11 protein-coding genes are annotated in these 13,672 nt (G+C 68.9%); 9 read left to right on the forward strand and 2 right to left on the reverse strand.

Going from position 1 to position 13,672, the window contains the following annotated elements; translation table 11 throughout:
* Nucleotides 1–69 precede the first annotated feature (69 nt).
* Nucleotides 70–2,817 carry a pyruvate dehydrogenase (acetyl-transferring), homodimeric type gene (aceE, locus tag ADK36_RS16325; protein ID WP_048582334.1) on the reverse strand — a complete coding sequence of 916 codons (2,748 nt, stop codon included), beginning with the start codon at nucleotides 2,815–2,817 and terminating at the stop codon, nucleotides 70–72.
* A 363-nt stretch (nucleotides 2,818–3,180) separates the two neighbouring features.
* Between aceE and ADK36_RS16330 the strand changes: the two genes are divergently transcribed.
* The 6 genes from ADK36_RS16330 to ADK36_RS16355 all read left to right on the forward strand — a co-directional run bounded on the left by ADK36_RS16330 (nucleotide 3,181) and on the right by ADK36_RS16355 (nucleotide 7,726).
* Entirely contained in the window at nucleotides 3,181–3,615 is a 435-nt protein-coding gene (locus tag ADK36_RS16330) for a DUF3052 domain-containing protein (protein ID WP_030054586.1), read from the forward strand.
* Between the two features lie 128 nt (nucleotides 3,616–3,743).
* The gene (locus ADK36_RS16335) at nucleotides 3,744–4,202 is read left to right on the forward strand and encodes a peroxiredoxin (RefSeq protein ID WP_048582333.1); all 459 of its coding nucleotides are present in this window, start codon (nucleotides 3,744–3,746) and stop codon (nucleotides 4,200–4,202) included.
* A gap of 113 nt (nucleotides 4,203–4,315) precedes the next feature.
* The gene (locus ADK36_RS16340; protein ID WP_030054588.1) at nucleotides 4,316–4,891 is read left to right on the forward strand and encodes a TerD family protein; all 576 of its coding nucleotides are present in this window, start codon (nucleotides 4,316–4,318) and stop codon (nucleotides 4,889–4,891) included.
* A gap of 122 nt (nucleotides 4,892–5,013) precedes the next feature.
* On the forward strand, nucleotides 5,014–5,589 hold the full coding sequence (locus ADK36_RS16345) for a TerD family protein (RefSeq protein ID WP_030054589.1): 576 nt from the start codon (nucleotides 5,014–5,016) through the stop codon (nucleotides 5,587–5,589).
* A gap of 126 nt (nucleotides 5,590–5,715) precedes the next feature.
* Nucleotides 5,716–6,864 carry a DUF475 domain-containing protein gene (locus ADK36_RS16350; protein WP_048582332.1) on the forward strand — a complete coding sequence of 383 codons (1,149 nt, stop codon included), beginning with the start codon at nucleotides 5,716–5,718 and terminating at the stop codon, nucleotides 6,862–6,864.
* 124 nt (nucleotides 6,865–6,988) lie between these two features.
* Nucleotides 6,989–7,726, forward strand: a complete 738-nt coding sequence (locus ADK36_RS16355; RefSeq protein ID WP_030054591.1) for a TerD family protein — start codon at nucleotides 6,989–6,991, stop codon at nucleotides 7,724–7,726.
* A 136-nt stretch (nucleotides 7,727–7,862) separates the two neighbouring features.
* Here ADK36_RS16355 and ADK36_RS16360 read toward each other — a convergent pair whose 3' ends face one another.
* A complete protein-coding gene (locus ADK36_RS16360; RefSeq protein ID WP_053198045.1) occupies nucleotides 7,863–8,672 on the reverse strand; it encodes a TerD family protein in 810 nt (269 codons plus the stop codon).
* Nucleotides 8,673–8,861: 189 nt separating this feature from the next.
* Here ADK36_RS16360 and ADK36_RS16365 point away from each other — a divergent pair, with 189 nt between their 5' ends.
* From ADK36_RS16365 to ADK36_RS16375, 3 genes are all read left to right on the forward strand, one after another.
* On the forward strand, nucleotides 8,862–10,031 hold the full coding sequence (locus ADK36_RS16365; RefSeq protein ID WP_048582330.1) for an HpcH/HpaI aldolase/citrate lyase family protein: 1,170 nt from the start codon (nucleotides 8,862–8,864) through the stop codon (nucleotides 10,029–10,031).
* 71 nt (nucleotides 10,032–10,102) lie between these two features.
* Nucleotides 10,103–12,850, forward strand: a complete 2,748-nt coding sequence (locus ADK36_RS16370) for a phosphoribosyltransferase (protein WP_048582329.1) — start codon at nucleotides 10,103–10,105, stop codon at nucleotides 12,848–12,850.
* Nucleotides 12,850–13,665 carry a hypothetical protein gene (locus ADK36_RS16375; RefSeq protein ID WP_048582328.1) on the forward strand — a complete coding sequence of 272 codons (816 nt, stop codon included), beginning with the start codon at nucleotides 12,850–12,852 and terminating at the stop codon, nucleotides 13,663–13,665. Before ADK36_RS16370 ends, ADK36_RS16375 begins: the two co-directional genes overlap by 1 nt.
* The last annotated feature ends 7 nt before the right edge of the window (nucleotides 13,666–13,672 follow it).

Below are 13,672 nucleotides of genomic sequence, written 5' to 3' on the forward strand. Positions count from 1 at the left end.
AAGGGGTGGTGTAGCCCGCGGGTCACCCACGGGCTACACCACCCCGTCAAGCCGTCGACGCGGCGGACGCTACGCGTCGCCGCCCGCGGCGCCCGGATCGGCCGCCGACGCGTCGAGCAGCTGATACCGGTCGATCGCCTGCTTCAGCACCGACCGGTCCACCTTCCCTTCCTTCGCCAGTTCGGTCAGCACCGCCACCACGATCGACTGCGCGTCGATGTGGAAGAAGCGCCGCGCCGCACCGCGGGTGTCCGCGAAACCGAAGCCGTCGGCGCCGAGCGACTGGTACGTCCCCGGCACCCACCGCGCGATCTGGTCCGGCACCGACCGCATCCAGTCGGAGACGGCCACGAACGGCCCCTCGGCGCCGCTCAGTTTCCGCGTCACCCAGGGCACCCGCTGCTCCTCCTCCGGGTGCAGCAGGTTGTGCTCCTCGCACTCCACGGCCTCGCGCCGGAGCTCGTTCCAGGAGGTCGCCGACCAGACGTCGGCCTTGACGTTCCACTCCTCGGCGAGGATCCGTTGCGCCTCGACCGCCCAGGGGACGGCCACGCCGGACGCCATGATCTGCGCGGGGATGGAACCCGCCGTGCCCTCGGCGATCCGGTGGACGCCCTTGAGGATGCCCTCGACGTCGACGTTCTCCGGCTCGGCCGGGTGCTGGATCGGCTCGTTGTAGACGGTGAGGTAGTAGAAGACGTCCTCGCCGTGCGGGTGCTCCTCGGAGCCCCCGTACATCCGCCGCAGACCGTCCTGCACGATGTGCGCGATCTCGTACGAGTACGCCGGGTCGTAGGCGACACAGCCCGGGTTCGTCGAGGCGAGCAGCTGCGAGTGGCCGTCCGCGTGCTGGAGGCCCTCGCCGGTCAGTGTCGTACGGCCGGCGGTCGCGCCCAGCACGAAACCGCGCGCCAGCTGGTCGGCCATCTGCCAGAACTGGTCGCCGGTGCGCTGGAAACCGAACATCGAGTAGAAGACGTAGACCGGGATCAGCGGCTCGCCGTGCGTGGCGTATGCCGAGCCCGCCGCGATGAGGGAGGCGGTGCAGCCCGCCTCGGAGATGCCGTCGTGCAGCATCTGGCCCTGCGGCGACTCCTTGTAGGCGAGCAGCAGCTCGCGGTCGACCGACTCGTACTGCTGGCCCAGCGGGTTGTAGATCTTCGCGCTCGGGAAGAAAGAGTCCATGCCGAACGTGCGGTACTCGTCCGGCGCGATCAGCACGAACCGCTTGCCGATCTCCTTGTCCCGCATGAGGTCCTTGAGGAGCCGGACAAAGGCCATGGTCGTCGCGATCGACTGCTGGCCCGAGCCCTTCTTCACGGTCGCATACGTCTTGTCGTCCGGCAGAGCCAGCGGCTGGGAGCGCACGACACGCGTCGGGACGTAGCCGCCGAGCCCCTTGCGGCGGTCGTGCATGTACTGGATCTCCTCGGAGTCCCGCCCCGGGTGGTAGTACGGCGGAACCCCGCTGTCCAGGTCCTTGTCGGCGATCGGCAGGTGCAGCCGGTCACGGAAGCGCTTGAGGTCGTCGACCGTCAGCTTCTTCATCTGGTGCGTGGCGTTGCGGCCCTCGAAGTTGGGACCGAGCGTCCAGCCCTTGATCGTCTTGGCGAGGATCACCGTCGGCTGGCCCTTGTGCGCCTTGGCCGCCGAGAACGCCGCGAAGATCTTCTTGTGGTCGTGACCGCCGCGGCCCAGGTGCAGGATCTGGTCGTCGGTCATGCCCTCGACCATCGCGCGCAGCCGCTGGTCGTCGCCGAAGAAGTGGTCGCGGATATAGCCGCCGGTCTCGGTGGCGTACGTCTGGAACTGGCCGTCCGGCGTGGTGTTCATGCGGTTGACGAGGATGCCGTCGCGGTCCTGTGCGAGCAGCGGGTCCCAGGTGCGGTCCCAGATCAGCTTGATGACGTTCCAGCCGGCGCCGCGGAAGATCGACTCCAGCTCCTGGATGACCTTGCCGTTGCCCCGCACCGGGCCGTCGAGGCGCTGGAGGTTGCAGTTGACGACGAAGGTGAGGTTGTCCAGGCCCTCGCGGGCGGCGATGGACAGCTGGCCGAGCGACTCCGGCTCGTCCATCTCGCCGTCGCCCAGGAACGCCCACACGTGCGACTTGGAGGTGTCCGCGATGCCGCGCGCCTCCATGTAGCGGTTCATCCGGGCCTGGTAGATCGCGCCGATCGGGCCGAGGCCCATCGACACGGTCGGGAACTCCCAGAAGTCCGGCATCGACCGCGGGTGCGGGTAACTCGACAGGCCGTACCGCGCCTTCGACTTCTCCTGGCGGAACGCGTCCAGGTTCTGCTCGCTGAGGCGGTCCAGCAGGAACGCGCGGGCGTAGATGCCCGGCGAGGCGTGACCCTGGAAGAAGACCTGGTCGCCGCCGTCGCCCTCGTCCTTGCCCCGGAAGAAGTGGTTGAAGCCCACGTCGTAGAGCGAGGCGGAGGAGGCGAAGGTGGCGATGTGACCGCCGACTCCGATGCCGGGGCGCTGAGCCCTGGACACCATGACGGCGGCGTTCCACCGGGTGGCGTTGAGGATCTTCCGCTCGATCTCCTCGTTGCCCGGGAAGAACGGCTCGTCCTTGGTCGCGATCGTGTTGACGTAGTCCGTGCTGCGCATCTCGGGCACGGCGACACGCTTCTCGCGGGCTCGCTCGATCAGCCGCAGCATCAGATAGCGGGCCCGCTCCCGGCCGCGCTCGTCCACGGCGGCGTCGAGGGAGTCGAGCCACTCCTGGGTTTCCTCGGGATCGAAGTCAGGAACCTGACTCGGAAGGCCGCCAATGATGATCGGGTTGCGATCGGATCCGGAAGCCACGCTGTTCCTTACCTGTCAGAGGGCCGTGTTTCGAGGGTTTCTGGGTGTCTGCACCGCTCCCCATCGTGTACCTCGGGGCGCCAAACGTCATCTCTACTGTGGGGTAACCGGTTCCTGGGGAACGGTGCGGACGCAACCGATGGTTCCCAAAAGAACAAAGGGGGCAGATTGGTGTGGTGCGCGTCACCCTGAGACGATGAGGGTGTGCCTGGAGTTGGGGTGACACGTTCGGGATCGTCACCGTTTCGGCGGTCTGAACGGCCGGGTACTTGCGCGATCCGCCCCGCCCGTGTGGACTACGGCCAATGCTTCGCGCACGCGCGTGGCTGAGTTATTTCCCAAGACATGATCAGGAGGCAACCCGTGAGCGCGACCGCGGACCACGCGGAGGAGCGGACCCTTGCCGAGAGGCTGGGGTTCCAGCCCGAGCAGGTGGTCCAGGAGATCGGCTACGACGACGACGTAGACCAGGAACTCCGCGAGGCCATTGAGTCAGTGACCGGCACAGAACTCGTGGACGAGGACTACGACGACGTTGCCGATGCCGCGGTGCTGTGGTTCCGCGACGAGGACGGCGACCTTACGGATGCGCTGGTGGACGCCACCACGTACATCGAAGAGGGCGGCGCGATCCTGTTGCTGACGCCGAAGACCGGCCGTGACGGCTACGTGGAGCCCAGCGACATCTCTGAAGCCGCGACCACGGCGGGTCTGTCGGCGTCCAAGAGTGTCAGCGTCGGCAAGGACTGGAGCGGCAGCCGGCTGGTGACGCCCAAGGCCGCGAAGACCAAGAAGTAATCGGTAGTAGCCGGTGGCGGCGCCGGGCCGGGCTGAAAAGCCCGGCCCGGCCTCCTGCACGGGCCGCGGTGGCCGCTGCATAGGGTGGGTTCCACCCGAACAGCCCCACCGAAGGGACACCCACGACGATGGCGATCCAGGTCGGCGACAAGGCCCCCGACTTCGAGCTCAAGGACAACCACGGCGCGACCGTGAAGCTCTCCGACTTCCGCGGTTCCAAGAACGTCGTCCTGCTCTTCTACCCCTTCGCCTTCACCGGCGTGTGCACCGGTGAACTGTGCGAGGTGCGCGACAACCTGCCGCAGTTCTCCGACCGCGACACCCAGGTGCTCGCCGTCTCCAACGACTCCATCCACACCCTGCGCGTCTTCGCCGAGCAGGAGGGCCTGGAGTACCCGCTGCTCAGCGACTTCTGGCCGCACGGCGAGGTCAGCCGCGCCTACGGCGTCTTCGCCGAGGACAAGGGCTGCGCGGTGCGCGGCACCTTCGTCATCGACAAGGAGGGCGTCGTCCGCTGGACCGTCGTCAACGCCCTGCCGGACGCGCGCGACCTGAACGAGTACGTCAAGGCGCTCGACACCCTCTGATTCTTCGGTACCAGGGCATGCGAGCCACGGGAACCCGTCACTAGGATCGACTCGTTGATCCGATATCAAACGCACGGCGGGGCTCCCCGCCCCTGGACACCAATGGAGGACTCGTGGGAGTCAGCCTCAGCAAGGGCGGCAACGTATCACTGAGCAAGGAGGCCCCGGGCCTCACTGCGGTCATCGTCGGTCTGGGGTGGGACGTCCGCACCACGACCGGCACCGACTTCGACCTGGACGCCAGCGCGCTGCTGCTGAACCCGGAAGGCAAGGTCGGCAGCGACGCGAACTTCGTCTTCTTCAACAACCTCAAGAGCTCCGACGGCTCCGTCGAGCACACCGGTGACAACCTCACCGGTGAGGGCGAGGGCGACGACGAGCAGATCAAGGTCAACCTCGCGGGCGTCCCGGCCGACGTGGAGAAGATCGTCTTCCCGGTCTCGATCTACGACGCCGAGAACCGCCAGCAGTCCTTCGGTCAGGTGCGCAACGCCTTCATCCGCGTCGTGAACCAGGCCGGGGGCGCCGAGATCGCGCGCTACGACCTCTCGGAGGACGCCTCCACCGAGACCGCGATGGTCTTCGGCGAGCTGTACCGGCACGGTGCGGAGTGGAAGTTCCGCGCCATCGGCCAGGGCTACGCGTCGGGCCTGCGCGGCATCGCGCAGGACTTCGGTGTGAACGTCTGAGTTCACCATCCGGGATGTGAGCGTCCAGGACACGACTGGCTGAGTCCGGCGCCGTACCGTTTGGGTGCGGCGCCGGATGCGCAGGACAACCAAAGAAGCTTCACGCGGGGAGGACCAGCATCATGGGCGTCACGCTCGCCAAGGGAGGAAATGTCTCCCTGTCCAAGGCCGCACCGAATCTCACCCAGGTGATGATCGGGCTCGGCTGGGACGCGCGCTCCACCACCGGAGCCCCCTTCGACCTCGACGCGAGCGCCCTGGTGTGCAGCGGCGGCCGCGTCCTGGGCGATGAGTGGTTCGTCTTCTACAACCAGCTCAAGAGCCCGGACGGCTCGGTGGAGCACACCGGGGACAACCTCACCGGCGAGGGCGACGGCGACGACGAGTCGCTCCTGATCGACCTCTCCAAGGTGCCGGCGCACTGCGACAAGATCGTCTTCCCGGTCTCGATCCATATGGCCGACGAGCGCGGCCAGACCTTCGGTCAGGTCAGCAACGCCTTCATCCGCGTGGTGAACCAGGCCGACGGCCAGGAACTCGCCCGCTACGACCTGAGCGAGGACGCCTCCACCGAGACCGCCATGATCTTCGGCGAGGTCTACCGCTACCAGGGGGAATGGAAGTTCCGGGCGGTGGGGCAGGGATACGCGTCGGGCCTGAGGGGGATCGCACTCGACTTCGGAGTCAACGTCTCATAACGCTATATGAGCAAAAGCCAGGCCCGGGTGGGGGGCGAAGAGGGGCCGAACTAGACTTCAGCTTCAAAAGTTCGTAAAGCCGAGTGCGGCGCGGGGGAGCCCCGTACACACAGGATTGGGTAGCCAGTGGTTCTGAAAACCTTCGGTTGGTCGTTCGCGGTCACCGCGCTCGGCCTGGTTGCAGCGGTCCTCTTCGGGGGGTGGACCGCCTTCGGCGTCGTGGCGATCCTCTCCGTCCTCGAGATCTCGCTGTCCTTCGACAACGCGGTGGTCAACGCCGGAATCCTGAAGAAGATGAATGCCTTCTGGCAGAAGATCTTCCTCACCATCGGCATCCTGATCGCCGTCTTCGGCATGCGACTGGTCTTCCCCGTCGTCATCGTCGCCATCAGCGCGCAGCTCGGGCCGATCGAGGCGGTCGACCTCGCGCTCAGCGACAAGGACCAGTACCAGCAGCTCGTCACTGACGCCCACCCGGCGATCGCCGCCTTCGGTGGCATGTTCCTGCTGATGATCTTCCTGGACTTCATCTTCGAGGACCGGGACATCAAGTGGCTGGGCTGGCTGGAGCGCCCGCTGGCCAAGCTCGGCAAGGTCGACATGCTGTCGGTCTGCATCGCCCTGATCGTGCTGCTCGTCAGCGCGATGACCTTCGCGACCAACGCCCACCAGCATGGCGGGGCACATGTCGACAAGGCGGAGACGGTCCTGCTCTCCGGTATCGCGGGCCTGATCACCTACATGATCGTCGGCGGTCTCTCCGGCTACTTCGAGGACAAGCTCGAAGAAGAGGAGGAGCGCGAGCACGAGGCCGAGGAAGCGGCCGAGCGCTCCGGCAAGCCCCGCACCGCGGTCGCCATGGCCGGCAAGGCCGCGTTCTTCATGTTCCTCTACCTGGAGGTCCTGGACGCGTCCTTCTCGTTCGACGGCGTGATCGGCGCCTTCGCCATCACCAACGACATCGTCCTCATGGCGCTGGGTCTCGGTATCGGCGCGATGTACGTCCGGTCGCTGACCGTGTACCTGGTGCGCCAGGGCACCCTCGACGAGTACGTCTACCTGGAGCACGGCGCGCACTACGCGATCGGCGCCCTCGCCATGATCCTGCTGGTCACCATCCAGTACGAGATCCACGAGCTCATCACGGGCTCGATCGGCGTGATCCTGATCGGCTGGTCCTTCCTGTCCTCGGTGCGCCGCAATCGCGCGCTGGCGGCCGCGGAGGGAAAAGCGGCGGCCTCGGACGAGAAGACTGAGGTCTCGTCCGGGGTGTGACACCCCTGTGCGTGAGGAACGCTCTGAGCGGGGCGGCCGGGCCTCCGGCCGCCCCGCCGGTTTTTCCAGGTGACCGTGGTTTCCTCGTGGTGAACGCGGTTCTTTCGTGGGACGTGGGGGCGGAATGGGCTTCTTGGACGGACTCTGGCGTGGCCGGGAGGCCGAGTTCGACTCGGGCAGCGCGTCATCGAACTCGATCCAGCTGACAAAGCGGCACGACCGGGTCTCGCTGACCAAGCAGGGCGCCGCCACCGGGCATCTGCGGATCAACCTGACCTGGCGGATGCGTACGTCCGACATCGGGGGATCGCAGCGGGAGAGTCTGCTACGGCACCCGTTCAGGGCGCTCAAGCCGCCGGAGGTGCTCGGGCACAGCCAGAGCATGGTCAACGTCGACCTCGACCTCGGGGCGCTGTATGAGCTGACCGACGGGACGAAGGGCGTCGTCCAGCCGCTGGGCGGGTTCCTCGGGGACGTCAACGCGGCGCCGTACGTGAAGCTCAGCGGGGACGACCGGTTCGGGTCGGCGTCCGGGGAGACGATCTACGTCAACCTCGATCACCGGGAGAACATCAAGCGGTTGCTGGTCTTTGTGTACATCTATGACCAGACGCCGGCGTTCGACCGTACGCACGCGATCGTCACGCTGTATCCGAGCAACGGGCCCCGGATCGAGATAGGCCTCGACGAGCGGCATCCGCAGGCTCGGTCCTGTGCGGTGGTGATGATCGAGAACGTGAAGGGGGAGATCTGGGTCCGGCGCGAGGTGAAGTTCGTGTACGGGTTCCAGGCTGAGCTGGACCGGTTGTTCGGGTGGGGGTTGCAGTGGGGGCGGGGGTACAAGACCAAGGCGGAGCGCTGACGCTGGGTCTTGGCCGGGCGCCCACCAGCTCGGGGCTCCGTGTCCGTTTGCGGCTGTGGGTGGGTCTGTGGCTGATCGCGCCCACGCGGCGGAGCCGTACATCGATACAGCCCCGCGCCCCTGAAGGGGCGCCCCGTCACCGTCCGATGAACTGCGGGCCCTGGGGCGGCAGGTGGAAGCCCTCGTGCTGGGGTGCTGTCACCGGGGGCGGATAGCCGTAGCCCGACGCGGACAGGGCCGGCTGGCTGGTGGGCTGGGGGTAGCCGTAGGCCGGTTGGGTCGGCGGGGGCTGCTGGGGGTAGCCGTAGGACGGCTGGGGCGGGACCACGGTTGTGGGCTGCTCCGGCGGGAGGGGCTGGGAGACCTCCGGCGTGGACTCCGGCGTGGGCTCCGCCATGGCCTCCGACTCGTCCACCGAGATGCCGTAGTCCGTGGCCAGGCCCCTGAGGCCGTCCGAGTAGCCCTCGCCGAGGGCGCGGAACTTCCAGCCCTCGCCACGGCGGTACAGCTCGCCGCAGATCAGGGCCGTCTCCTGGCCCGTCTCCGGCTTGATGTCGAAGTACGCCAGCGGGTCGCCGTCGGTGGCTGCCGCGTCGTACAGCACGATGCGCAGGTCTCGTACGCGGTCGAAGGCGACCCCGTCCGCCGAAGCGACCAGGAGAATCTGACCGACGCCGGACTCGACACCGGCCAGATCTGTCTGGATCGTGTCGGTGAGGCCCTCGGCGCCCCGCTTCTTGCCGAGCCGCCAGACCTTCCCGGAGGGGTGCCGGGGCTGGTTGTAGAAGACGAAGTCCTCGTCGGAGCGCACACGGCCGTCGGGGCCGAGGAGGAGTGCCGAGGCGTCGACATCCGGGACCCCCTGCCCGGGCGTCCAGCGCAGCACGGCGCGTACCGTCGTGGCTTCGAGCGGGACGTTCGACCCCTTCAACATCGCGTGCGTCATACGGTCATCCTGCCCTCTCCGTCCTGGTCACGACAACGCGGGGGTGCGACGGACCGTGCGCGCCTGTGTTCGTCCGCGTTACCAGAAATTCATGCCCTGCGGGAACCCCTGACATGGGTATCTACGTACTATTACCGGCCACCTGTGAACCGGTCACAGGGGCCACGGAGTCACCACGGGGGAAGCTCTATGCGTCATTTCGGGCACATCGCCCCGGAGGTGCGGCAGCGCCTCTTCCACCAGGAGCCGTGCGAGTTCTCCGCCGACTCCCCGGCCCGGCTGCTCGCCGCGGCCCTGGGCGCCACGCTCTACAGTCCGGCGACCCGCCCCCGGCTCGCCGACGACATCGTCAAACAGACCGGACGCGGCGTGGTCTCGATGGTGCTGTGCCTGGAGGACTCGATCGGTGACGAGGACGTGGCGGAGGGCGAGGAGAACCTCGTCCGGCAGTTCGCCGACCTCGCCGGGCGGCAGGGCGCGGTGGAGCCGCCGCTGCTCTTCATCCGGGTCCGCACCCCCGAGCAGATTCCCGACCTCGTACGAAGGCTCGGTCCCGCCGTCCGGCTGCTGTCCGGATTCGTGCTGCCGAAGTTCACCGAAGAGCCCGGCATGCCCTTCCTGGAGGCCCTCGCGAGCGCCGAGGCGCAGAGCGGGCGGCGGCTCTTCGCGATGCCGGTGCTGGAGTCGCCCGAGCTGATGTACCGGGAGTCGCGCGTGGAGACCCTGGAGGGCATCTCCCGCGCGGTCGACAAGTACCGGGAGCGGGTGCTGGCGCTGCGGCTCGGGGTGACCGACTTCTGCTCGTCGTACGGACTCCGGCGCGCCCCCGACATGACCGCGTACGACGTCCAGATCGTCGCCTCCGTGATCGCCGACGTGGTGAACATGCTGGGCAGAGCCGACGGCACCGGGTTCACGGTGACCGGCCCGGTGTGGGAGTACTTCCGGGTGCAGGAACGTATGTTCAAGCCTCAGCTGCGCCGCAGCCCCTTCCTGGAGGGCCAGGCCGAGGAACTGCGCGAGGCCCTCATCGAGCACTCCATGGACGGCCTGCTGCGCGAGATCACGCTGGACCACGCCAACGGTCTCCTCGGCAAGACCTGCATTCACCCCTCCCACGTACTGCCCGTGCACGCGCTGTCCGTGGTCAGTCACGAGGAGTTCAGCGACGCCCAGGACATCCTGCGGCCGGAACGCTGCGGCGGGGGTGTACTCAGGTCGCAGTACACGAACAAGATGAACGAGGTGAAGCCGCACCGCGCCTGGGCCGAGCGGACCCTGCTGCGGGCCGAGAGCTTCGGCGTGGCCAACGAGGACATCGGCTTCGTGGAGCTGCTCGCCGCCGGGATCCCGGCCTGACCGGGCCGACCGGCCTCCGACCGTTCGACTGGCCGCGAGCCGGTTGACCGGCTTCTATATCCAAGGGACGCATGAACAACGCAGTGAACAACGGGGTCTGGTCAGGGAGCTGGGTCGCCGAGCGGCTCGGAGTCCAGCTCGTGGGCGACGACGAGCTCACGCAGATGCTGGGGCTCGCCCTGCGGCGCAACCCCAAGCGGGCGCATCTGCTGGTCTCCCACGTGCTCGGCAAGCATGTACCGCAGTCACCGTCCGTGGTGTACGGCGCCGGTTACGCCCTCGGTCGCCGGGTACGGGAGCTGCTGGGCGCCGACGAGGCCGCCAGGGCGGTCGTCCTCGGCTACGCGGAGACGGCGACCGGGCTCGGCCACTCCGTCGCCGACGGGGTCGGTGACGCCCCGTATCTGCACTCCACCCGGCGCCCGGTCGCCGGGGTCGCCCGGGCGGGCGGCTTCGAGGAGTCCCACTCGCACGCCACGTCCCATCTGCTGCTGCCGGAGGATCCCGCCCTGCTGGCGGGCGACGGGCCGCTGGTTCTGGTGGACGACGAGTTCTCCACGGGGAACACGGTGCTGAACACCGTTCGGGATCTTCATGCCCGGTATCCGCGGCGGCGGTATGTCGTGGTGGCGCTGGTGGACATGCGGTCGCCGGCCGACGCGGGGCGCCTCGCGGATTTCGCCGGGGAGATCGGTGCGCGGGTTGACCTGGTGGCGACTGCTTCGGGGACCGTACGGCTGCCGGAGGGGGTGCTGGAGAAGGGCCAGGCGTTGGTGGCGCGGTACGAGGCGGAGAGTGCCGCGGAGGGTCGTACGTCGTCCGCCGGTGCGTCGGGGCTGGTCGCGCCGTTCCCCGCGCCCCCGGACAGCGGCGTTGCCGTGGCCGCGTCGGAGGAGGCGACGGTTGCTCGGGCGCGGCACATTGCAGCGGAGAGTGCCGCGGAGGGTCGTACGTCGTCCGCCGGTGCGTCGCGGCTGGCCGCGCCGTTCCCCGCGCCCCTTGAGGGCGATGGCGAGGGCGGCGGCCTTGAAGCCGACGGTCGGATGACGTCCCCAGGGGCGCGGGGAACTGCGCGACCAGCCCCCACCGGCCCGCACCCGGACGACAACCCCACCCACCCCCACGTCACCCGCGTAGACCTGCACTGGCCCCGCAACCTCCCCGACGGCGGCCGGCACGGATTCACGCCCGCTCACCGCACCCGGCTCGAAAACGCCCTCCCCGCCATGACCGCCCGCCTGGCAGAGGCACTCCCCGCCGACGCCCGCCGCGTGCTCGTCCTCGGCTTCGAAGAGCTGATGTACGCCCCGCTCAGACTCGCCCGCGAGCTGGAGCGGAGCGCCGACGTCGAGGTCCGCTACTCGACCACCACCCGCTCACCCGTCCTCGCCGTCGACGACCCCGGCTACGCGATACGCACCCGCCTCGTCTTCCCGGCCCACGACGACCCCGCCGACGGCCCCGGCGAGCGCTACGCCTACAACGTCGCGGGCGCCGGCTTCGACGCCGTCACAGCCGTCGTCGACTCGGCTGCCGACACCCCCGAACTGCACGCGCCCGAGGGCCTGTTGGCGCAGCTCGCCGCCCACACCCCGCACGTCCTCCTCGCGGTCGTACCGTCGTACGTCCCGGGACCCCCGGCCCTTCCCGAAAGGCACCCGATGCTGCCCGAGCCCCTCCGCGGCCCCGCCTTCTCCTCGTACGCCCCCGAGGAGGTCGGCTGGTTGCTCCAGGACCTCTCGGACGTGACGCTGGAGGCGCCGACCGAGGAAAGGGAAGAGGCCATCCAGAGCGGGGGCGCGCACTACGCGGAGTCGCTGCCCGTGGAGTACCAGCCGAGCGAGCAGTACCAGGCGCTGTTCCACGCGGCGCTCGAGGAGTCGGCGGCGCGGCTGGCACAGGCCGCCGGCGCGGTGACGGAGATCGTGCTCGCCGAGCGGTCACCACGCCCCGTACTCGTCTCGCTCGCCCGCGCCGGCACCCCCGTGGGCATCCTCATGCGCCGCTGGGCCCAGTTCCGGCACGGACTCGAACTGCCCCACTACGCCGTGTCGATCGTGCGCGGCCGCGGCATCGACGCCAACGCCCTGCGCTGGCTGGCCGCCCACCACGACCCGCGCGACGTCGTCTTCGTCGACGGCTGGACCGGCAAGGGCGCCATCACCCGTGAACTGACGGCGGCGATACGGGAGTTCGAGGCGTCCGACGGCATCACCGGCTTCGACCCGGAGATCGCCGTACTGGCCGACCCGGGCTCGTGCGTGCGGACGTACGGCACCCGCGACGACTACCTCATCCCGTCCGCGTGCCTCAACTCCACGGTGTCCGGCTTGATTTCGCGTACCGTGCTGCGCGCCGACCTGGTCGGCCCGCACGACTACCACGGTGCGAAGTTCTACCGCGAACTCGCCGGCTCCGATGTCTCCGTGGCCTTCCTGGACGCCGTGTCCGCGCGCTTCCCGGAGGTCCTGGACGCGGTCGACGCGACGGTCAAGGAGCTGCTCTCCGGTGACCGCGCGCCGACCTGGGAGGGCTGGGCGGCCGTCGAGCGCATCAGCGAGGAGTACGGCATCCACGACGTGAACCTCGTCAAGCCCGGCGTCGGCGAGACCACGCGCGTCCTGCTGCGCCGGGTGCCGTGGAAGATCCTCGCGCGGGCCGGAGCCGGCGCGGACCTGGACCATGTACGACTGCTGGCCGAACAGAGAGGGGTTCCGGTGGAAGAGGTCGCCGAACTGCCGTACACCTGCGTGGGGTTGATCCACCCCAAGTACACGCGGGGCGCGACGGGTGCCGACGGCAAGGCGGTGAACGTCTGATGCCGGTGCTGGTGGCGAGCGACCTCGACCGTACGCTCATCTACTCCGCCGCGGCCCTCGCGCTGACCATGCCGGACGCGCGGGCGCCGAGGCTGCTGTGCGTGGAGGTGCACGAGAGCAGGCCGCTGTCGTACATGACCGAGACGGCGGCCCAGCTGCTGACCGACCTCGGCGACGCGGCGGTCTTCGTGCCGACGACGACCCGGACCCGCAAGCAGTACCAGCGCATCAACCTGCCGGGCCCCGAGCCGAAGTACGCGATCTGCGCCAACGGCGGCCATCTGCTGGTCGACGGCGTCTCCGACCCCGACTGGCACGCACAGGTCCAAGCCAGCCTGGCCGAACAGTGCGCGCCGCTCGCGGAGGTGCAGGACCACTTGATGGCGTCGGCGTCCCCGGCCTGGGTGCGCAAGCACCGCATCGCCGAGGACCTCTTCGCCTACCTGGTCGTCGAGCGTGAGCTGCTGCCCGAGGAGTGGGTGAAGGAGCTCGCGGTGTGGGCGGAGAACCGCGGCTGGACGGTGTCCTTGCAGGGCCGCAAGATCTACGCCGTCCCGAAGCCGCTCACCAAGAGCGCCGCCATGCACGAGGTCGCCCGTCGTGCGGGTGCGGAGCTGACGCTGGCGGCCGGTGACTCCCTGCTGGACGCCGACCTGCTGCTGGCCGCGGACCGGGGCTGGCGCCCGGGGCATGGGGAGCTTGCGGACGCCGAGTGGACCGCTCCGGCGATCAGCGCGCTGCCGGAGAGGGGAGTGCTGGCGGGGGAGCGCATCTTGCGGGAGTTCTTGAAGGCAACGCGCACGGAAGCCCCCTAAGGGGCGC

This window comes from Streptomyces viridochromogenes (genome assembly GCF_001270495.1).
In the GTDB taxonomy this organism is placed as follows: Bacteria; Actinomycetota; Actinomycetes; order Streptomycetales; family Streptomycetaceae; genus Streptomyces; species Streptomyces viridochromogenes_A.